The organism is Patescibacteria group bacterium (assembly GCA_018900835.1).
Lineage (GTDB): Bacteria > Patescibacteriota > Minisyncoccia > Minisyncoccales > PEYH01 > PEYH01.
Window position 1 is genome coordinate 91072 of the sequence record JAHIFQ010000015.1, and the last position, 21973, is coordinate 113044.

Here is a 21973-nt window from a genome sequence, read left to right on the forward strand (position 1 = left end):
ATTATTCTATTATTACATCGTCAACGGAATAAAGAAATTGAGAACTGTCAATCATCAGATTATATATGTCTATATACTGATTGTCTAAAAGCGTAATTTCTAAATAGCCGTTTTCCACGGGCACAATGACATCTGTAATGATATCCCCTGCCTTGAATCCCATAGACGCATCGCGGAGATATTCTGTTTTATACTGCGGAACTTCTACCTCTAAATCGCCGACCATAATTTTGTCTAAAACAACATTTTTGTCCTCATCTGTCTTGCGAAAAGGAACAATAATTTCCTCATATTGCTGAATTGTCCGGAAATTAATAGCAAACATCAAATCCTTTGCCATAGTAATACTACAATCATTGGCCTTCAGGGCTTCAACTTTTTCCTTGGGTCCGAACACTATGGTCTTGGCGCATTTATCATTTGCCCAGATTTCAGGATACTTTATTTCATACCCATACTCTTCATTGGTATATGTCTGCCAATTTGTAATATCTTCTACTATTGGCGCTGGTGTTGGATTTGGTGATAGAGTTTCTCCCTCTGGCCAAAACTGCCAAATTAAGAAAGCTGTAACAATAATTCCGAAAACAAAGACAAGATACAAAATGTTTTTACTTTTCATTTTCTTTTTCTTCAATTAATAATAATCTATTATACTTTGCCAGTCGTTCAGGCATAACTGGCGCGCCTGATTTAATGAAATCAGCGCCAACCCCGATTGCAAAGTCAGCAATGAAATCATCCATTGTTTCTCCTGAACGATGAGAAACCATTATTTTCCATTGATGCGCTTTTGCCAATTTTATTGCCTCTATTGCTTCGCTAACTGTTCCTATTTGATTTACTTTAATAATTACTCCGTTGCAAGCTGTTTTTTCAATCGCTTCTTGTATTCTCAATGGATTTGTGACCAATAAATCATCCCCGATAATTGTCATCTTACTCCCCATCTTATTATAAATCCCTTGAAATCCCTGCCAATCATCTTCTGCAAAAGGATCTTCAAAACCAATAATAGGATATTTTACAATCAAATTATTATAAAATTCAAGCAATGCGCTTCTGCTGAAAGGCAGGCCTTCAAGCTGATAATTTTCTCCATCTTGGAAATGAGTGGCAGCACAATCAAGAAGAAATCCAACTTCTTTTTTATTAAACCCAGCTTTAACCACCGCTTCTTGCAAAAAATCCAATGCTTCAATAGTAGAGGGAATCATCGGAGCAAATCCTCCTTCATCCCCTATCGGAAGTTTATCAAACTTCCTGCTTAAAATTCCTTTTAGTGATTGATAAATATCTTTTGCTGACTGAAAATTTTCTGAAAAACTATTCATTTGGGGAACAATCATAAACTCTTGAATATCTAAATCATTATTAGCGTGAGCTCCCCCATTGATGATATTAAAACAAGCTAAAGGCATCTTAAAATTTTCAATGTTTAGAGGTTCAACCTCTAAACATTGGGAGATGTGTTTGTAGAGAGGGATGTTTTTAGTTTGAGCGCCGAGCTTGGAAATTGCCATTGAGACCCCGACAATTGCGTTGCCACCAAGCACCGATTTATCAGCTGTTCCATCAATCTCAAGCATTAAATTATCTATTTCTTTTTGATTTGTTGGGTCCTTGCCAATTAATTGCGGGGCAATGATTTCATTTACATTTTTAATCGCTTTTGGAACATCTATGACTTTTGCTTCCAGCTTACCAGTGGAAGCGCCAGAAGGAACCCCTGCTTTAACAGAAAAATCAGAGGTTTCTGCTATAACCTCTATTGTCGGATTCTTTCGCGAATCCAATATTATCTGCGCTGTAATTGATTTAATCTTCACCATTTTCATTAATAAACTTAAATGTGGAAAGGATTTGTTCAAATGTATTAAGCTCCGGACTACAGTTTGGATAATAACTAATTTCAATTATATTAATGTCTTTTTTGAATAACACGATTATATTATCGTTGGGATATCCTCCTATTTGGTAAAATTTTAAAGCTTCTTGGTCACTAACGATTGTTTTTTCGAGTTGCGCTTCTTTAGAATTGAAATAAGATTTACCGCTTTCTTGATGCACATCGGTCCCAAATTCAGCCTCAGTAGAATTATCTGCGAACCACTCTTCTAAACTCTTATTTAATGGGTTTGACTTAATATAAATAATAAACTCGCATCCTCCAGATGGATTCTCTTTGTATTCTTCGTTTCTAAAAAGAACATAGTCAGATTTTTCGCTGATATAATAAAAGTTCGGATACCTTATCTCATATCCATATTCCTCGTTTCTGTATGTCTCCCAATCCGTGGTTTCGTCAATGGGCGGAGTTGATGTTGGTGTAGTTGCGGACACTGGTGGTGTTGGGGACGGTATTTCTTCTCCTGGCCCTGACCAGAACTGCCAGACCAAAATTCCGCCGATGATTACGACAAAAAGACAAATGATTAAAATGCCGATAGGTTTAATCATATTATTATTGATTATTGATAAATGATTATTTATTAATTATTTATTCAAGTCGCGGAGATAATCATAAACAGAAAGCGCTGCCTTGGCGCCTTCTCCTGCAGCAATAACAATTTGATTGTATTTCACATCCGTGACATCCCCGGCGGAGAACAGTCCTGGTGTTTTTGTCTGGCAGGTCTTGGGGTCAATAACAATCTCGTCTTTCTCATTGAAATCAACCATTTCTTTAATAAACGAAGTGGCTGGCTGAGTGCCGACTGACACAAAAACCCCTTCCACATTAAGATTTTTCTTTTGTTTGCTTTTCACATCCTGATAAGTTATCTTTTCAACCTTATTCCCTCCTTCAATGCTTTTAAGCGCAGATGAAGTAAGAATTTCAATTTTCTCATTATTCCGCGCTCTTTCCTGTTCCAATTCATCCGCAGCCAATTTGTCTTGAAATTCAAGCAAATAAACCTTGGAAGCGTAATTGGTCAACTCTATCGCTGCCTTAACCCCAGAGTTGCCTCCGCCAATAACAGCCACTGGCTTGTCTTTGAAAAACGGAGCGTCACAGGTTGTGCAATAAGTTACGCCCTTACTGATAAACTCTTTTTCTCCCGGAACTTCAAGCGGTCTTGGGTCTGCTCCTGTGGCAATAATCACAGAAAGAGAAATAAATCGGTCGCCTTTTTTGGTAATAAGTTCAAAAATTTGATTTTCCTTATCAATCTTGATAACTTCGTCGTCAATGATTTTCGCTCCATATTTTTTAATATGGTCTTCAAATTTCTTAGCCAAATCCATTCCATTAATATCAGGCATACCCGGATAATTTTCCACAGACACTGCCCACTTCATTTGTCCTTGAAAATCCTTGGAAATAATCAATGTTCTTAATTTCTTCCTTAGAGCGTAAATACCGGCAGTGACGCCTGCCGGACCTCCACCGATAATTATTAAATCATATAAAACCTGATTTTCCATATTTAAATTAAATTATTTTCTTTTGCGAATTTTTTAAGTTCCGCTCCGTAGCGCGGGTCTTTTAAGGTCAAATAAAGGTCGGTTTTCAGCCAAGCCATTTTGTTCCCGCACTCAAGCCATTTTCCCTCAAATTCATAGCCATATATGCTTTTGCCTGCTTGAAGCATTTTGTCAAAAGTATCAGCCAAAATAATCTCCTGTTTTTCATTGGGTTTGGCTATTTTTAGAAAATCAAAGACCTCTGGAGTTAATATATATTTCCCAACAATAGCCAAGTCAGACGGTTCTTCGCCTGGTTTGGGTTTTTCAACAATTTTCTTTACCTTATAAACCCGGTTAGCGATTTTTTCCACTTGGACTACTCCGTATGAAGGAAGTAATTCTTTCGGCAGACGGCAAAGCGCTAAAACTGGTCTTTGGCAGGTTGCGTAAACATTTATAAGCTGCTGTAAGCAAGGAACATCTGAATCAACTATGTCGTCGCCAAAAAGCACTCCGACTGGCTCTTTTCTTATTTTCGGAAGCGCCTGTAATATAGCATGCCCATCGCCCAACGGCCTCTCTTGTATTACTGAAGAAAATGTTATGCCTTTAATCAGTTCTTCTAATCCCTCCAAAGCGTCAATTGCTTCTGTTTTTTTTCTGCTGTGAAGAATCTTTTTTAATGATATTGGAGAATTCTTAAAATAATCAAGAATAATTTTTTTGTCTTTGTTGGTTACGAAAATTATTTCTTCAATTCCTGACGCTTTTGCCTCTTCAACAATAAACTGTATTGCTGGCATATCAACAACTGGCCAAATTTCTTTTGGCATTATTGTTGATAACGGTAAAAACCGTGTGCCTAATCCTGCAATCGGCAGAATCGCTTTTTTAATTTCGCTGTTCATATGTTCATAAAAGATAATTATTTATAAATTACAGAGGTCAGTCCTTTATTATGTTATCGATTATTGACCTTGCGGAGGAATGCTGGAATTTCCCACTTATTTTCTTCTTCAAGCATCTTTTTTTCATCATCAACCGCCTGCTTCTGCAAATCCAAAGCATTCCTGCGAATATTTGTCTTTTTGACAATCTGAAGCTTTTTAACCTTGTTCTTCTTTTTTATTATTTTTGGCTTCTCTTCTTTGTTGTCTGGTGCCTGTGGTATTTTTACTTCCTCTAATTTTTCCTTAGGTTTAGCGATACTTGCTTCAGAGGGCATTTTTTCTTCTTCCTTTTTCTGCTCCGACTCATTAATCGCCCCTGCTTTGATTTCATCTTTCTGTTTTCTTATTATTTTCTTTTTTGGCTTGGGCTTTTCCTTTGCGCCGCAACCAACAGCCATTAAAGTAATTTTTAATTTTCCTTGATGTTGAGCGTCCTGCATTACTCCAAAAATGATTTTTGCCTGCGGGTTATAGGCCTCAATTTTTTTGCAGATTTCCTCAACTTCGCTCATCTTCATATCTTTGGAGCCCACGATGTTGAATAGCATTCTTTCAACCCCTGAAATATCATAATTCATCAAAGGATTATTTAAAACCGCTTCTGCCACCTTTTCTGCTCTGCTTGCGCCGCTGAACTCTTGCGAATTGAGATAAGTTAATTGGCCTTCTTTTTCTAATACAGCCCTAAAATCGGAAAAATCAAGATTAATCAGACCAGGGAGATACAATGTTTCAATAAAGCCCTCTAAAATCTCGACTAATGCATTATTCATCACTGACAATGACTTATGAATCGGTGTTTTTTCGTCAATAATTTTAAAAATCCTTTGGTTTGGAATTATGGTAAAAGCATTTATGTTCTGCTTTATTTTCTCAAGAGAAGCCCTAGCTATTCTTCCCCTTTCATTGCCTTCAAATGCGAAAGGCATGGTAAATATCCCGAGTGATAAAATACTCAAACTCTTAGCAATTTCCGCAAACACTGGCGTTGCCCCAGAGCCAGTTCCTCCACCTAAGCAGGAAATGAATATACAAAAATCACAATTTTTTAAAAGTTTCTCTATTGATTTCTTATCTTGTAAAGCGGATTTTTCTCCAAGTTCAATATTCATTCCACAGCCAAGCCCTCTTGTTATCTCCTTGCCGAAATAAAAAGCTCCTGCTTGTTTAGGAACCATTTTGATTGCTTGATAATCAACATTAGCAACAATGAACTTAATCTTGTTTAAGTGAGGCAATTTTTTTCTGTATATTGTTTTGGCGATTTCTCCAACAATGGAACCGCCTCCCCCGCCAATTCCAATTATACCTATCCTTGGATGGAAAAATGTTTCCTGTTTCAGCTTCTTAGGCACGACACCCACAACCTTGGCCTTTGCTCTAATTTTGGATTTTTCGTTTTGGATTTTGGATTTGGACATTTATTTGGACATTTATTTGGATTTTGGGATTTGAAATTTCTATCTTCAATTTAACCCTAAAAATCAATTCAGTCAATGTTGTAGGCCAATTCGAGAAACCCATTTTGGAAACCTGGTTTCCAAAAGATATTAAATAAGGACTTTTTGCTTGATGAGATTCTTTTTTTCCAGTTCAGAGAAAATTCTGACTTTTCCGAACACGCCATCATAACCCGGTTCAATATTCACCCTTCCTTGTCTTGCCCTTATTATTCCTTCGGCGATATGAATTGAAGCAATGTTTTCCAAATCGCTTTGCTCAACATTAAGCAGGATATTAAATTCATTTTTAAACTCGTTTATCAGTTTGTCATATTCAATAACAACTTTCTTCGCGCTTACTCCGCAACCAAGGGCTTCAGCAATAACCTCTTTCAGTGGAATCAAGCTCTTGAATGGGACAGCTCCTTTAGGAATGAATCCTTCTTCTTTGTCAGATAGTTTGCTTATCCGGTTCACAACCCCAAGAGTAAGTGGCTTTCCGCAGACAGGGCAAACATTATTGTATTTTTTTGATTCTATTGGGGACAAAGAAATTTCGCAAGCCCTATGCCCGTCATAATGGTATTTTCCCTCTTCAGGGAAAAACTCAATGGTGTAGAGAAATTTTTTAGGGTCCTTGGATTTAATCGCTTCAATAATTCCGGCATAACTCAAATCCGTGTCAAAAACATTTGCCTCTCTGCCTAATTTTTCCGGCGAATGAGCGTCAGAATTTGAAATCAAAGCCACTCGCCTGCCATCAGGAATCCTCCATATCATTGAAGGGTCAGCAGACAGGCCTGTTTCTAAGGCGAAAATGTATTTAGAATAATCGTCAAAACATTCTTCTATTGAATCAAATCCTGATTTTGAGCCAAAAATAGCAAACCACGGAGTCATACAATGAGCTGGCACAAAAAGGCAATTCTCATCCGCTTCCAATACAATTTTTAAAAGTTCTTTTGAATTTAATCCCAAAATAGGCCTTCCATCTGAATGAATATTTCCTATTTTTGAAAGCGTCTTATTGATCTTCTCAACTGCTTCCAGCGAAGGAGCAAAAATAATATTATGGACTTTTCGCACCTTTTCCTTATATGAATAAATACAGCTTATTTCCGAACTTAATAAAAAACGAATCTCATCTTGAGATTTTTTTAACTTAAACAGACCTTGCTCTGCTGGTTCTAATTTTTCTTCAATTTCTTTAATCCATTCAGGATGAGTAAAGTCCCCTGTGCCAACAACCCGTATCCCCTTAATTTTAGCTGATTCAGCAATATGCTCTAAATCCGCGCTTGGAGAAGTGGCGCGAGAGTATTTTGAGTGGATATGGAGGTCAGCTATAAACATAGAATATGAATTTCTAATTTTTAATTTTTAATCAATGATTTAATGACTTAATGTTTCAAAATTCAAAATTCAAAATTGTAAATTATAATTCAATCTCTTTGCTTATTTCCTTCATCGCATCTAAAGAAATCTTTACAAACTCTTCCAGCGACAGTCCGAGAAGCAGTTCACATTTTCCAATTATCTCTCGGTTAGCTCCTCTGGCAAACGCCTTTTCCTTAAATCTATTCAGCACATTTTCCGTGGTAAGCTCTTTGATATTTTTTGACGGAAGAACCAAGGTAGAGGCAACAATTAATCCGCTTATCGGGTCGCAGACAAACAATGCTTTTGCCATAAGCCCTTCTGGCGCGATAGAGTGCGCTTCATTATGCGTTTTAACTGCCTCACAGATTTCTTCGCCGAAGCCCAAGTTCTTGAGCATTTCTGCGCCAATTAAAGAGTGCTTTAGCGGAGCGTCTTTTGTCTTTTCATAATCAATATCATGCAACAATCCAGCAATCCCCCATTTTTCAGAATCTCCGCCCAATCGCTTGGCAAGCCCTCGCATAATCGCTTCAACTGCCAAACAATGCTTGAGAAGATTGTTGTTAAACAAATTCTCTTTTAATAATTTATGCGCTTCCTCTCTGTTCATAATAATGACTGGATAATTTTTGTTTTTGGATAATTTTCTATTTGTTTAAGATGGCTCTTGTTGCACCATTCCCAAAGCCGTTTAGCGCCGATAAACCCATCAATATCGTGATTAAAATCCTTCAATTCCTTAAACTCAAACTCCCCTCTTGCTGGCGAAAATTTATGATAGCAACTTGTCTTGCCTCCTCTAATTAAAATTTTTCCTCCTTTTACTCTTTTCTTTGCTCCACAAAACTTACATTCCTCAAATTGGTCTAATCGAAGAATCCATCTTGTTTTTGCCATCCTTTTTGAAGGAACGGATTTGTTATAGGCGCCCATATATGCGGCAAGTTGCAAGGAATATTCGTCCCAAATGCCAGAACCGGTCTTAATATCTAAGACACCCAAAACACCTTTAATTTCAACTAATGCATCAAGAGTGCCTGCATACCGGTCTTCTAAATCATAAACCTTTCTTTCTACATCATTTTGGACATCCAAAATTTTTGCCTTGTACTCTTTTTTCCATTTTTTAAACGCTTGAATTGACGGAATAATTATCGGGTCAACTTCATATTCCTCCCCAGTTAAAAATTTTTCCACTGCCTGATGTGTAGCTGTCCCCCAACTGGCTGCATTATCAAGTGTTTGTTGCGCTGCCATAAAATTTGGCTGTTGGGCATAGTACCTTAAAAGCCCGGGCTTAAAGACCACATTCGTGATGCTCGTTACTCTTGGCAACCAATAACTCTCTATATCATATCCGTTTTTTTCTTTGAATTCCTGTAGGGACACGTTCCTTCGCTTCGCTCAGTCAAGCGCAAAGTGCAAAACGCAAAATGCAAAACTGCGAAGCAAAAATTAAAAATTAAAAACAAAAAATAAAAAAGAAAAATTTAATCTTTTTTCTTGATGATGATTTTATAAACATTGTCCAGAAAATCTCCGCCTGCGTAGCCGACCACAAAAGCAATGGAAGCGGAAAAACCAATGGTCAAAATATCGTTGCTGATATTATTGATTGCTATCGCGCACAATGTTCCCACTATTCCTGATAAAAACATCATTGAAAAAAAATAAGGCAGATTAAAGCCAACATTTTTATATGAATACTGGTGCTTAATATAGCCCATTAATCCGCGCACCACTCCCCCTCCAAACCCAGCAATGATAATTAAAAAATAATCCATAATCGATGGTGTTAATTATTAGAATATCTTATCATGGTTTCTCAAAAAGAAAAACCGCCGACTATTCTGTTTCCAAAGATTCAGAAATTGTCGGCAGTCAGATGAGGCGGAGTTGGCCTCTTTCTCGCGAGTATGCAATCGCTGCTGCTCGCCTGAAGGCGCTTGTAGGGATTTTGTACGACATGTTCCTTTTGCCACTATCTGCGCTACTTGCGACAGAGACAGGCCTAAGCTTCCTCCCCCACGGCTTCCAAAAGGTGACGGTTACAGGATAGGGGTTTTTATAGACCTCCATCTTGATGAGAATGCCTTCTTCCGTTTTATCAACAGATAAAACATCAGATAATGCCATGACGATCACCTCCTTCTGGATTTTTCCAGATATAGTCCCAATGATCTGTCTTCATTATACACCCAAAATCCCCATTGTCAACCAAAATTACGAGGCCAGGCCTCGTAATTTTATCTCTTATCTTAATGGTTTTTTGAAAAGATGTTTAGGATAAATTCTTTTAAGGAAATCTGTAAAGTCCTGCATTTCTTTTCTATAAGCTATTAATTTTTCTTGCGCTTTTTCTTCATTAAGCCCCTTAAAAACTTCTGCTCCGTTGCTCTCGATCTCAAAGCCATAACCAACTCCTCTGAATCCGAGCATATCTTCAAAATCACTTTTTCTTTCTCTATAAAAAAGGTTCAATAAATCTATAAGCTGTCCTTTCATTGCCATGCTTTGAGCTGTGACCCTTTCTCTAATCTCCTCATTGTCATACCAGTCCTCGATTTCAGGGGTTTCGGGCTGAACCATAATCCCAGGGGTAAGCCTTGCGCCTTCTTCCAAGTGCCCCTCACAAGATTGAGTGGTTTTTATATCAAAGGCGTTAAACATAACTACTGCTTCTTTGATTCCTTCGTCAATCGGCATTCCGAGTTTATCCGTCATTTTATCAATCTTCTCTCTGATGCCTTTTAGTTCCTTATCAGCTTCTTTTTGCTCGTGTTCTCCTAATTCTTCCTTGGTCATTGTAAGTTCAGGCTTGCCGTCGTCTCTGCTGCTCACACCCTCATATTGTGGTTTTTCTAGACTTCTTGGCATAAATATTATTTAATTATCCTCGTGTAATTTATTAAAATAATTATTTAATTTAATATTTCTTATAAGTTTGACCTTTTAGCAATCTCTCTTTCCACTAAACTTTTTAATTTCCCGTATTTTAAACTGGAGATCTTTTTTATGGACTCCACCTGTTTTAAATTACCATCTTTCGGCTTATAGGTCATAAACTTGAATGCATTAGAAACCTTACCGTCAATTAACATTTTAATTACTAAATTGAAATTATCTAAATTAACAAGGTCAAATCGTGAAAACTCTGGTTCAAACTGTTTTTCTAAAAGTTCTGCATCATCAGCGCTAATCCTGTATGCCCCTATCGTCCCCACATTACCAAGCACAGCGTCTCTAATCTTATCTTCTAATTGAGGGATATATTGATGCGCTAAAATAAGGTTTAGCCGATATTTCCGGGCTTCGGAAAGAATAGTGGTGATGCTGTCAGTGGTAAAATTCTGGAACTCATCAATATAAAGGTAGAAATCAGCTCTCTCCTCTTGTTTAACCCTTGCCCTTTTCATTGCTGCCATCTGCATCTTGGAAACCAATATTAAACCAAGTAAGGAACTATTTACTTCGCCTGTTAGTCCCTTGGATAAATTAGCTAAAAATATCTTCTTTCCATCCATGATTTCCCCCAAATCAAAGCCAGAGTGAGATTGCCCTATTATGTTTCTCATCATCTCGTTCTCAATAAAGCGACCGACCTTAGAGACAACATAGCCCAGCATATCTGAACGAGTGGCTCCTGTTGTTTGTTTCCATTCTTTCAACCAGAAATTTTTTACTATTGGGTCTTCAACCTTCATTAATTTCTTTTGCATAAAGTCATCATCTGTGAACATCCTCGGAATCTCCACCAAAGTTCCTGGGTTATCTTTATCAGCCATTAGGGCTAACATCGCATTTCTCATATAGTGTTCAAACATCGGACCGATTATTTCTGGCGGAAAAAGTTTGTGAAAAATAGCAATCATTTCTTGAACAGCAAAATCTTTCTGTTCCGGAGTATCGTATTCAAGCATATTAAGTCCAATAGGCCTTTCCATATCAGATGGCTCGAATAGCACCACATCATCTACTCTTTCTTTAGGAATGTTGGCTAAAGTGGCTTCAATAAGCTCACCATGAGGGTCTATTATTCCAAGGCCTTCGCCATTAAGAATGTCTTGGCGAATCATCTCCTGTAATAAACTGGTTTTGCCGGTTCCGGTTTGTCCGACAAGATAGAAATGGCGACGCCTGTCTTCCCTGGTTGAAAAATATATATCTTTTTCCTCGCCCCTGAAAGTGACTTGCCCAATCAGATTTAATCCCTTGTCCGGGAGCTCGCTTGGCGGAGCAGCCACCCCCGACTTAGCTGTTTTGATATAGGGGGTTTCAATATAATGAGTGGGAAAATGATAAATACTAGCTAACTCTTCAATATTGAGAATATTTCCTTGAATAGGACTAAAGTTTCTAAAACTAAAATCATAAATGAGCTTCTTCAGCCGCTTCTTTTTGGCCATTACAACATCAAAGCCATTCATAGAATAAAGAGAGAACTGTCCGAATGCTCCTCGAAGATGGCCTAAAATTTCTTCAGCCCTTATCTGGGTCTCGGCTGCAGCCATCAACCTTATATTCACATCAAAAACCTGTTTTTGAACTTTGCTCTGGATGGCCTCAATAATTTTTTCATCTACTGGCAGTTCTTTTTTATTGTCTTGTTCTGGTTTATTTTTTTTCTGGCCAGTGATAATACTGTTCAATTCAAATAAAAATTCCACCAACCAAGAGCGGGAGGATTCTGCGATAGCCAACTTGATAGGTTTTCCTTCTCGGATATTACCCAATATCTTATCGCCAACCTTGGACCATTTCTTTTTGGTAAACGGTCTTATAACCACCTGCACTGCCGCGCCTTCATCGTGGCGAATCTTGCTTAGGGTATTGGTTATTGTGGCTAATGCGTCTTTCTCTAAATTCTTATAAGTGCTAATCGGGAAAAAAGAAGGACCAGATAATTTCAAATAACAACCAGCTGTAGCGCCGGCAGGTTCAAATATAGTATAGTCCTGGGGCACTTTTTCCACCAAAGCCCTTGAATAAACTCCTTGAACATACTTCTCAAACGCTGTTTCTAAAAATGTAGGGACTGCGACATAAAAAGATATATCTGACCCTCCAATTTGAGAAGCTATTTCAAAAGCCATTCTTGGCGGTCCGTAAACAGTTCTTTTCCAAAAATTCGGTGTTTTCAAAGATAAAAAGGTGCTGAAAATCTGCTCCATTTGGGCAATCAATACTTCTTCTCCTTGCTCTATCATTTCCTCTTTCTTAAATTCGTATTTTGGCATAGTCACTAAAAAAAGAGCCATATCAAAGCTCTCTAAAAGTCGCCCTTTATTCTTTATCTTATTATAGAAAAACATTCCGACTCCTAACGCGATTATGGCTAAAATAAATATTATTAGAAAAACCATATCATTTACTTGGTAATTTTTTTATAAAAACCATCCTTGATTAGTAAATCATGAAAAATGTCAAGCATATAAGCGTCATCCATTGCCCGAGCAGTTGCAACTGCAAAAGGAATTCCCTTTGTTTGCGCCAAGCCGAAAAGGCCCCTTAGCTTACCCTCTGCATCAAGCTTCTTGATATCCTGCGCTTTCTCCTCGGCTTCATCCTGCAATTGCGGAGTTGACTCTATTAATTCTATTTCTTCTTCCAATTTTGCCATTATTGCCTTTTCTTCTTCCGGAGAAATCTTCTCTTTCTTTCCTTTTTCTATCTCCCTCTCAGCGGTCTCTATTTGTTCCGATTCAAAATCCTCGGCTAAACGCCTTTTAATTTCTTCTATATCACTAACTTTGCCCTCTCTTTTTTCAGGAATTTTCTCCATAAATTTAACAGCTTATAAACTATTCCTGCTCTCCTCCTTTTTCCTGTTCTGCCTGTCTCTTAACGACGCCTTCATTAAAAATCTTCAACACGACTTTATTCTTACTTTATACCATTAAAACCCTGGAGTCAATAATCCTATTAAGCCCCTGTCCCTAAGTCCATCTCTCACGCCTTCTGAATCAAAAAACTTAGACCCTCTTTCTTTTATGTCTGCCAAGATGCTCTCTGCGCTCATTTTCTCTTCCCTCGTCACCTCTTGACTGACATCTTTATCCAAAAATCGGAGCTTCTTTATCTGGATTAAATTGTTCTCTGTTTCTCATAATATGTGAATAATATGATTAAAAAATATAATTATTTATCTGTAAGTACTCGCTTCCCGAGCACTTGTTCAACAAGAAACCTTACGCGCTGGACATCAGTTTTATTCCGAGTCCTGCAATTTTGCCTCCACCCAATATTAATATCCAGGCAAAGATAGACCAACTTATCAAGTTCATTAATTTGAACAAAATCCCCGGAGGAAAAATCTTTGTCAATTGGTCGCTTATTGTCTGCTCCACCTGCTTTTGAATATCCTGCGCGCTCGTTGTGCTTAATGAACCATCCTTGTCTAATCCAAAATCAATCTCATCAGAACGGAACACCTGCGGAAGCGCCTGATTGCCTTTAAAAATATTATACGATGAATACAAACCCCAAGAGATAATAAGGAGGCCTAATATCAAAAGAATAATTCCAATAATTTTATTGCCTACCATAATTTTGATTTAATAAATGATTAATAATAAATAATTAGCCCGATTTGCGGAACTCGCAAATGTTTTTAAAGTCGCAGGATTGGCATTGCCAACCCGGAGCTGCCTTGAAATCGCTATTCTCAATCTTTTCAATTTTACATAAGACCTCTTGCTTGAATTTCTCTCTCTCTCGCTCATTGCTTTGAAAGGTAATTTTTTCGTTGTTCTGAAGATAATAATAACTTAAATATTCCGGCATTTTGCCAAAAATCTGTTCTCCTGCCAGTTGGTAAATAAGCAATTGTTCTTTCTCATCTTTCGTGAGCTTATCTTTGCCTTTGCCTGTTTTGTAATCAATTATTTCAAGTTCTCCATCAGGTAATTCATCAACTCTGTCTATTTTGCCTTTTATGCTATTATCCTTAATTTTCAAGAAAAAATCCAATTCTAAACATGGCTTACTATTCAAAGATAAAATCTTTGGCTGTTCTTTGAGAAATTTTTCCAAAAAATCTTTTAAAGTATCTTTCCCTAATTTAAAATATTCCTGCTTCTGTTTTTTATCCTCATACCACTCATCAATCCAATTTCTTTCATAAAAAACAATCATCTTCTTAAATTGCTCGGAAAAATCAATCTCTTTCTTAGCGCTTGGTTGAGCCGAGTTTTTGAAAAGCCCTTCTTGATTTTCTTCTTTGTTTTCAAGATAATCTCCTAAAAATTGGCGTAAAGTATTGTGTATTGTTTTTCCAAAACTGAAAAATGCTGTGCCGATTCGCGGAATCTTTAAAATGTGGGAAAACTTGTACTGTAGGGGACATTTATCAAAAGCAGCGAATTGAGAATAGGAAAAATGCGGAGGGATATTATATTTTGTTCTTCTCTTCTCTTTTGTTTCTACTTGTCCTGATTCTAATGATACTTTCTCTCCAGTTTGCTCTTCTGGCTTTTTAAAATTTATCTCTTCTAAAAATCTAGATAATTTTTTCTTTCGCGCTCCTCCATAATCATCCGCCGAGGTAAAGAACAGCCCTTTTTTCGCCCGAGTCATTGCTACATAAAACAATCTTCTTTCTTCCTGTAAATGGACATCTCCGCTCGGCACAATCTCTTTCACCAATTTACATGGAATTTCTATCGCCTCCTTTCTTTCATTGGTTGGAAATCTCCTATCCACAAGATTGATTATAAAAACGAATTTGAATTCAAGTCCTTTGGCAGAATGTATGGTCATTATTTTCACCGCATCAGGACCCTTCTCTATATCCATTTCCAACGACCCGGCTTCCCCTGATTCAAGCTCCATATTCATTGCCATCATAAAATTGGCAAGGGTTGGCTCTGGGTTGCTTTCTTCAAATGATTTTATCTTTTTATAAAATTGGGTTATCAAATTAATATCCCTCTCGCTCTCCTGTTTTACCATTTCCTTTAAATATCCTGAATCGTTCAAAAAAGCGAGAAAAACATCCCCTATGCTTTTCTCCCTTATCAATTTAGAATGTTTTTTAATCAAATCCATTAGAAATCCAATTTTCTGTACTGTGTTTTTTGAAATCCCTGACACCAAAGGCAAATCCTGCAATGTTTCGTATGTTGATTGGGTTTTTTTCTTGCTGAATTGATTTATTTTAACCAATTCTTCAATCCCCACTTCAAACAATGGCAAACTCAAAAGCCGATTCAAGGCAGAACTTTCATGATAATTATCAAGTAATCTGAAATAGGAAACAATGTCTAAAATAACTGGCTGGGAGTAAAGTCCTTTTGAAGCCAAAAATTCGTATGGAATTCTTTGTCTTTCTAATTCTTTGAAAAATGGAGTTGCCGAATCATTCGCCCTTACCAACACAACAAAATCAGAAAAACTTGTCTCTTTGTCTTTACGCATAATTTCAGTAATTTTCTTTGCAACGCCCTCTGCTTCTCTTCCAAGGGTTGCGAAATGAAGATGCTCAATCAGTCCCGCTGAATCATCTTTGGCTCTTAACTTTTTATCTATCTTTTTAAACGAGGAAAGCTCAATACCTTTTTCCTTTGCCTCAACAGCAATTTCTTTATCTTGATTCAATTGGTATTCAAGCCGATTTGGATTATTCAACTGGATAAAATTATACGCTAAATCAAGAATATTCTGGGTTGAACGATAATTCTCCACAAGGATTATTTCTTTTGACTCTGGAAAGTCCTTTTTGAATTGCAGGACATTATTGAAAGACGCACCCATGAAGCGAAACACACTTTGGTCATCGTCTGCGCAAACAGTAAGATTATTTTTCGGCTTAGCCAAAATTTTAATCAACTCATATTGCGCCCAATTAGTATCTTGAAACTCATCAATCAAAATATATTTAAATTGGCTTCTATATTTTTTCAAAATAGTTGGCCTCTCCTTAAATAATTTCAAGCAATAATTTATCAAATCCCCGAAGTCCAAAGCATTGTTTTCCAAAAGCAAGCGTTGGTAAATATGATAAGCGTTAGCCAGTTCGCTTATTCTCTGCTGTTCTATTTCTATTTCTTTTTGGGATTTTTTTTCTTTTTTATCCATTACTCTACTCCCGAAAATACCATCATCAAAATTCCTCTTAATATCATCTGCGTATTGGAGATAATCCTCTGGAAAAATAGCTTCGTCTTTGCACTTGGCAAAATGATTAATCAAAGAATGAATAAATTTTGAAGGATTCCCAAGAGGACGGTAATAATCAAGATTAAATTTATCTAAATTTTGCCTCACTAAAACCCAGCCCCCTGTTTGGTCAAGCAATTTGAAATTAGTAGGCAAGCCAATGTCTAATCCATGCTCTTTTAAAACTCTTTCGCAAAAAGAATGGAAAGTGGAAATCCAAAGGTCTAAATAACCAAAAGGCAAAAGCCGGTCAACTCTTTCCTCCATCTCGCCTGCTGCTTTTTCAGTGAATGACAGCGCTAAAATTTCCTGTGATTCTGCTAATTTGTTCTCTATTAAATTGGCTATGCAACGAGTGATTACTGTGGTCTTGCCAGTTCCTGCTCCTGCAACAATTAAAAGAGGCCCTTTGTTATGCAAAACCGCGTCTTTCTGCTCTGGGTTCAATTGCTCAAGATATTTTGATTTTTTGTTTTCAAGAGGCATATTATTGCTCAATATTACCTCAATTTCCCTTATGTTTCAATCAAAAAAAGTAGCGCTGCAGACCGGATGTCTGACAGCGCCATAGCAACCTCTTGCGCAGGCCTTCATGAGGATTTTGCGAGGAGAATCGTCTCCACGAGATCAACAATCTTCTTGAGCGTGGTACATTCTTGAGCCTGCTCATCAGGGAGATAGATAGAGAGCTCATCTTCAATCTCCATGATGATTTCAACCGCATCCAATGAATCAGCGCCGAGATTTTCTCTCAAGTCGTCTGAATCTCCTGGCTCCTCTGTGAGATACAGTTGAGCCATAACGATTCCCACAACTTTTTTTCGGATATCTTCTCTGGTCATCACTCACCTCCTTGGCCAATGGTCCTTGTTCTGTTTATACCCTAAAACAATTTTGATAATCTGTCAAATTAAATTCTTTTGCTTTTTATTTTATCCCTTATCCCCTCAAGCTTGGTTTCCAAAAAGAAAAGATTGTGTATTGTTAAAAGTTTTCCAGCCAACATCTCTTTTGCCCTGAAAAGGAAATTAATTTGGGCGATTGTATATTTTTGGCAAACAGGACATTCACAGTTCTTGTCAATTGGTTCAAACTTATTCTTCAGCTTTCCAGCATCAAGATTCAAATATCCTTTTGAAGTCATTGCTGTACCGTGCCTTGCAATTCTGGTTGGTAAGGCGCAATCAAATAAATCAATTCCCAATTTGACAATTTCTTCCAAAACATCCAAGTCCCCTATGCCCAAAAGATGATGAGGTCTCTGCCAGTCAATGTCCTCATTGACCCATGATATTGTTTTGTACATATCTTTTTTGCTTTTGCCCAATGCTCCGCCAATAGCAATTCCGAAAACAGGCAAATCATTTACAAATTTGGTTGATTGTTCGCGTAAGTCCTTAAAAACTCCGCCCTGAATAATACCAAAAATCTGTTGATTAGATTTATTGCCTCCCACGCCTGAGTTGGAAGCTGTTTTTAAAAACCTTTTAAACCATTGATGGCTTATTTCCATTTCTTTTTCCGCTTCTTTACGGCTATCCATTGGACTGCCACAAACATCTAAAAGATAAATAAAATCAGCCCCCAATTGCTTTTGAATTTTAAAAGAAAGTTCTGGCGTAAGCAAAATTTCCCTTCCATCTCTTGGGGATTTAAACCTTGCTCCTCTCTGGCTGATTTTCAAAAGATTTTTTCCTTTTTTGCGTAAAGCAGAATTTTCTTTCTGCCGAGAAACGATCTCGGCGGATTTTTCTTGAGGAAAAATAGAACCGATTTTCCCCAAACCAAACTCGCTTCCTTTGCCTAAAGAAAAAACCTGAAAACCGCCGGAATCAGTAAAAATCGGTTTATCAAAATTAAAAAATTTGTGGAGCCCGCCAATCTGCTCAACCTCGTTCGCCCTATCCAAGTCTAAAAAATGGAATGTATTAGTAATTTGGCATTGGGCTTTTGTTTGCTGTGTTTCCCCTGAACTCAAACCGCCTTTAATCACGCCCAAAGTTGCCACTGGAATAAATGCTGGTGTTTTTATCTTGCCGTGGGGCGTAATAATCTCTCCAATCCGCGCCCTGCTCTTTTTTGATTTCTCCTGTATTTCAAATTTGAACATAGAACTATTGACAAATTAAATCTCATGATATAGGATAATAATATCACAGCGGGAATCGATATGGGAGTTGCGGCGCTCGGAAGAACAGCGCTTGCGGGGTAGGCACTCGCTTAGCCGAATCTGGCAGGGGTTACGGCACCTCTTAAATAAAGCTGGCACACACAAGGAGCCAATGAGGCACCACACCGAGTCGGAGAGTATCCGGCCAACACCCATACCCGCTGCATCCGCGTCACCCTTTACAGGTTGGCGCGTTTTCTTTTATCTGAATTTCTTTTTTTCTAAATCTCTGACTTCTTTCTTAAACATTTTTTAAATGTGGATAACTGTTATTGACAAAAAACTGATTAATGATAAGGTATAAATAGTGCTTGTGGGCGTAAGCCCCGTTCAGCTAAGGTTTTCCTAAGCTGAAGGCAAGCACTACGAAGAAGCTGATACACATCGGCTTTTTTGTTTTTTATTGATCCTCTATCCCCTTGTCCGCTAATTGTCTGCATAATATAAAATTATTTGAATTTCTTTTTTTCTAAATCTCTGACTTCTTTTTCACTCATCCCGAAATGGTGGGCAATCTCGTGCCAAACAGTTCGCTTAACTTTTTCTTTTATTTCCTCTGGGGTTTTGGCAACTGTTTCAATACTACCCTGAAACAATGTAATCTTATCAGGCAAGACATTAGCGTAAAATGCTCCTCTTTTGGTTTGCGGAATACCCTGATACAAACCGAAAAGCAAACCGCCTGTTGGCACTCTCGCCTGCCTTAACTGCTCTGGAGATGGCCAGTCCTCAACCAAAATATCCACATTTTTCATTTTGTCTCTGAATTTCTCTGGAATTTCCGCTATCCCCTGCCTCACTAATTCTTCAAAATCTTCCTGCCTCATATTTATTTTATATTTTACATCTCATCTCTCATATTTCTTCGGTAATTCTAACCCAAATCCTTCCAAAAAGCAAAAATAGAAATTAATTTCTACATAGTTCTGTCGTAGCCAACATCTAATAAAAAATATCCGTGGGCGCCTCGAAAGTGAGGGAGGATACCTCAAGGCGCCCACGGATATTTCTTTTATGTTCTATTGGTTAAACAATCAAATAAACAAAAAACGCAAAGCCGAAGCTTGCGTCCAGAGACATTATCCCGGGAGTGATTTTATCAAATGACCTCCTCTTGCTTTTGTTTGTTGATAATAATGAAAAGTACTCCTTTGATTCGTATCATATATTGTATTGTATCTCCAAAACCAGTCAAGAAAGTTATCCACAACCATTCTGAATTCTAATTTAAGTAAACAATCGCAAGAAAAACCCGGCCTCTTTTGAGTCCGGGTTTCATTGCTTTATAAAAAAATGCTCATTCTATCGTTTTATCAAAAATATCCAAATAATCAATATTTTTGTCATCCAAAAGAAAGGGTTTTAATTTTTTCTTAAAATCCTTGATGTTTAATTTTACTTTTCTTTTATAAACATCAGTTAATTTTTCAAACAATTCTTTCTCTGTTTTAACTTTCATCTCAGAAAAAAGTTTTGGATGAGGTTTAACCCTATAAGACAGGAGCCAAGCAATATCGTAAAAATCTCTTGGCTGAATATCTTTTCTAGTGAGGGCGGCTCGAATCTTTTGAGATAAAAGAAAGCTTTTTGTGTTTGTAATAACAGGCCGAAGAAAGCCAAATCTTTTTAAAATAACGACTTCCGTCTCTGGTCTGGTCTTTGGTGTAGTGTAATTAATTTTAACATTTAATTTTTCATTCTTATCGGTGGTAATTCCTAAATCAAAAAGCAATTTGGGGAATTTAAAACTCCCAATTCCAGAATTATTTGTTTTCTTAAAATTGAATTCCGCTTCAAGATTCTCCTTTTTGAACTCCGAGGATATTTCCTTGAACAGCGACCTTATTTTCTCGTGAGAAAGACCTAAATTATCAAAATCTAAATCCTCGGAAAATCTATCTATATTCCTTAAAATTCTTAAACTAGTTTCTCCAATAAAAGAGAGCTTTTCCGATTTTGGCTGGTTATAGAGATGATAAATCGTCTTACATTGGAGATATTCTCTAATTAAAGCCCTTTTCTTTGTCTCGGGAACCTCTAAGCTTTTGCCTTCTTCTAAAATTGTTTGCCACAAAAATTCACTAATCATTTTTTATATTCTTTAAATAAGTTTTCCATAGATAAATGGAATTTTTTGTTATTTGAAGAAACTAATTTTTGCCACTTCTTTAAATCGCTCCATTTGAAATCCTCGCCAATATCCAGACGCATTTCCTTAAAACAATTCTTCGGATCAAAACCCTTTCCGAAGCTTCGTAGATATAAAAAATCAAATAGCGCTTTCTCCGGGACCGCTATCCTATAAGAGTATGGGGAATCAGCGTCTACCTTTCTATGACCAAAGAAAAGTTCTGGTTTGATATGACGATAAATAAATAAACCGTAGTTCTCCGTTTTGATTGTTAATGTTTTCTTAAGAGAGATAGAAGTGGTGGCAAAAGGAATATCTGGAATAATCCCATAATAATTTAAAGCGGTTTCGCAAGAGATATAAGAAGGAAAGAAAAAATCAGCCAAAACTAAAACATCTTTTATCTGATAATCGCTAAATTTATAAATCCCTCTTTTCAATCTTTCCAGATGCCCTCTTTTTGTCCAGACGCTCAATTGGAAAATTATGGTTCTCCTATTTTCATTGGCGAACCATTTAAAAATATCATCTAATCTAAAAATAGGATAATCTTGTAATTTTTTCTTTAATTCAAAATAGGTCATTTCTGAAAGTTATACTTTTTTATAACTAATAGAATTATATCTATTGTGTCAATATTAAACTAATTTTGGCTCTTTTTCTCCCTGATTCTAACCAAAAAATCCCCAATAACATCTTGGGCATAGACGATTTGACTTAACCAAGAGAGAAAAATCCCTGTGATAATCAATGAAAAGCCCAAATAAAGGGAAATCCCGTCAGCTCCTCTTAATTGCGAAATGGTTAATACTGTGAAACCGGATAAATAAAAAAGAAACTTGATTCTTCCCAAAATATTCGGCTCTGGAAGCTTCACTCTTCGGTCAAGCAAAATCCAGAGGCCGTAAATAACCAATAGTATCTCCGGCAAAACGATATGCAGTATTAAATTGGGAGCGATAATGCTTTTGGAAAATAAATACCACAAAACCCCCACAGCTAAAACTTTATCAGCAACAGGGTCAAAAACTTTTCCAAAATTAGTAATCTGATTTCTTTTTCTAGCTAATGACCCATCTATTAAATCTCCCAAAAACCCGGCTATTATTAGAAAAAGAACTAGACCTGTTCCGACTATTTTGGGGAAATAAAGAAGCCATGAAAAAGAAAAACGAATAGCTGTGATATGGTTTGGCCTTAACCAATAAGGGACAAATCCCAAGAACTTTATTAAAAAATCATCCCTTATTCGGGTTTCCGCAATTGTCCATCGCTTTATTGTTGAAAAACAATCATTAAACATAGCAACCCTGATTTTTTCTTAAATCATTGG

The 21973-nt window shown here is 37.1% G+C and carries 23 protein-coding genes; 1 reads left to right on the forward strand and 22 read right to left on the reverse strand.

The features are described 5' to 3' along the window. Position 1: 1 nt before the first annotated feature. The 10 genes from KJ562_03045 to KJ562_03090 form a co-directional block, all read right to left on the reverse strand. Positions 2 to 622, reverse strand: coding sequence for a hypothetical protein (locus KJ562_03045; GenBank protein MBU3964667.1), 621 nt, complete (start codon positions 620 to 622; stop codon positions 2 to 4). After that, positions 612 to 1832, reverse strand: a complete 1221-nt coding sequence (locus KJ562_03050; protein MBU3964668.1) for an enolase — start codon at positions 1830 to 1832, stop codon at positions 612 to 614. The genes KJ562_03045 and KJ562_03050 overlap by 11 nt, the downstream gene beginning before the upstream one ends. Next, on the reverse strand, positions 1819 to 2460 hold the full coding sequence (locus KJ562_03055) for a hypothetical protein (protein MBU3964669.1): 642 nt from the start codon (positions 2458 to 2460) through the stop codon (positions 1819 to 1821). The genes KJ562_03050 and KJ562_03055 overlap by 14 nt, the downstream gene beginning before the upstream one ends. A gap of 36 nt (positions 2461 to 2496) precedes the next feature. Further along, positions 2497 to 3429 carry a thioredoxin-disulfide reductase gene (trxB, locus tag KJ562_03060; protein MBU3964670.1) on the reverse strand — a complete coding sequence of 311 codons (933 nt, stop codon included), beginning with the start codon at positions 3427 to 3429 and terminating at the stop codon, positions 2497 to 2499. A gap of 2 nt (positions 3430 to 3431) precedes the next feature. Beyond that, positions 3432 to 4319, reverse strand: a complete 888-nt coding sequence (locus tag KJ562_03065) for a UTP--glucose-1-phosphate uridylyltransferase (protein ID MBU3964671.1) — start codon at positions 4317 to 4319, stop codon at positions 3432 to 3434. Positions 4320 to 4372: 53 nt separating this feature from the next. Then, a complete protein-coding gene (locus KJ562_03070) occupies positions 4373 to 5782 on the reverse strand; it encodes a cell division FtsZ family protein (GenBank protein MBU3964672.1) in 1410 nt (469 codons plus the stop codon). Positions 5783 to 5911: 129 nt separating this feature from the next. Beyond that, complete coding sequence (locus tag KJ562_03075; protein MBU3964673.1) at positions 5912 to 7156, reverse strand: endonuclease Q family protein; 1245 nt, start codon at positions 7154 to 7156, stop codon at positions 5912 to 5914. 82 nt (positions 7157 to 7238) lie between these two features. After that, positions 7239 to 7793, reverse strand: coding sequence for an HDIG domain-containing protein (locus KJ562_03080; protein MBU3964674.1), 555 nt, complete (start codon positions 7791 to 7793; stop codon positions 7239 to 7241). Further along, on the reverse strand, positions 7790 to 8572 hold the full coding sequence (locus tag KJ562_03085) for a hypothetical protein (protein MBU3964675.1): 783 nt from the start codon (positions 8570 to 8572) through the stop codon (positions 7790 to 7792). The genes KJ562_03080 and KJ562_03085 overlap by 4 nt, the downstream gene beginning before the upstream one ends. Positions 8573 to 8673: 101 nt before the next feature. Then, positions 8674 to 8967 (reverse strand): hypothetical protein, encoded by a 294-nt coding sequence (locus tag KJ562_03090; GenBank protein MBU3964676.1) that lies wholly within the window; start codon positions 8965 to 8967, stop codon positions 8674 to 8676. Between the two features lie 5 nt (positions 8968 to 8972). On the opposite strand from KJ562_03090, the gene KJ562_03095 reads away from it, so the two are divergent. Continuing rightward, a complete protein-coding gene (locus tag KJ562_03095; GenBank protein MBU3964677.1) occupies positions 8973 to 9242 on the forward strand; it encodes a hypothetical protein in 270 nt (89 codons plus the stop codon). A gap of 194 nt (positions 9243 to 9436) precedes the next feature. Here KJ562_03095 and KJ562_03100 read toward each other — a convergent pair whose 3' ends face one another. From KJ562_03100 to KJ562_03155, 12 genes are all read right to left on the reverse strand, one after another. Further along, entirely contained in the window at positions 9437 to 10060 is a 624-nt protein-coding gene (locus KJ562_03100) for a hypothetical protein (GenBank protein MBU3964678.1), read from the reverse strand. 59 nt (positions 10061 to 10119) lie between these two features. Next, entirely contained in the window at positions 10120 to 12546 is a 2427-nt protein-coding gene (locus KJ562_03105; protein ID MBU3964679.1) for a type IV secretion system DNA-binding domain-containing protein, read from the reverse strand. Between the two features lie 5 nt (positions 12547 to 12551). Continuing rightward, the gene (locus KJ562_03110) at positions 12552 to 12965 is read right to left on the reverse strand and encodes a hypothetical protein (GenBank protein ID MBU3964680.1); all 414 of its coding nucleotides are present in this window, start codon (positions 12963 to 12965) and stop codon (positions 12552 to 12554) included. Between the two features lie 114 nt (positions 12966 to 13079). Continuing rightward, positions 13080 to 13244: a hypothetical protein gene (locus KJ562_03115; protein MBU3964681.1), complete on the reverse strand. Its 165-nt coding sequence runs from the start codon at positions 13242 to 13244 to the stop codon at positions 13080 to 13082. A 127-nt stretch (positions 13245 to 13371) separates the two neighbouring features. Then, positions 13372 to 13728, reverse strand: coding sequence for a hypothetical protein (locus KJ562_03120; GenBank protein ID MBU3964682.1), 357 nt, complete (start codon positions 13726 to 13728; stop codon positions 13372 to 13374). A gap of 34 nt (positions 13729 to 13762) precedes the next feature. Next, positions 13763 to 16825 (reverse strand): ATP-dependent helicase, encoded by a 3063-nt coding sequence (locus KJ562_03125; protein MBU3964683.1) that lies wholly within the window; start codon positions 16823 to 16825, stop codon positions 13763 to 13765. Between the two features lie 104 nt (positions 16826 to 16929). Beyond that, the gene (locus KJ562_03130) at positions 16930 to 17181 is read right to left on the reverse strand and encodes an acyl carrier protein (GenBank protein MBU3964684.1); all 252 of its coding nucleotides are present in this window, start codon (positions 17179 to 17181) and stop codon (positions 16930 to 16932) included. 68 nt (positions 17182 to 17249) lie between these two features. After that, positions 17250 to 18449: a tRNA guanosine(34) transglycosylase Tgt gene (tgt, locus tag KJ562_03135; protein MBU3964685.1), complete on the reverse strand. Its 1200-nt coding sequence runs from the start codon at positions 18447 to 18449 to the stop codon at positions 17250 to 17252. A gap of 509 nt (positions 18450 to 18958) precedes the next feature. Then, entirely contained in the window at positions 18959 to 19336 is a 378-nt protein-coding gene (locus KJ562_03140) for a metallopeptidase family protein (protein MBU3964686.1), read from the reverse strand. A gap of 470 nt (positions 19337 to 19806) precedes the next feature. Then, complete coding sequence (locus KJ562_03145; GenBank protein MBU3964687.1) at positions 19807 to 20598, reverse strand: nucleotidyl transferase AbiEii/AbiGii toxin family protein; 792 nt, start codon at positions 20596 to 20598, stop codon at positions 19807 to 19809. Further along, a complete protein-coding gene (locus KJ562_03150; protein MBU3964688.1) occupies positions 20595 to 21224 on the reverse strand; it encodes a hypothetical protein in 630 nt (209 codons plus the stop codon). Before KJ562_03150 ends, KJ562_03145 begins: the two co-directional genes overlap by 4 nt. Before the next feature lie 59 nt (positions 21225 to 21283). Continuing rightward, complete coding sequence (locus KJ562_03155) at positions 21284 to 21943, reverse strand: CDP-alcohol phosphatidyltransferase family protein (GenBank protein MBU3964689.1); 660 nt, start codon at positions 21941 to 21943, stop codon at positions 21284 to 21286. Positions 21944 to 21973: the final 30 nt, after the last annotated feature.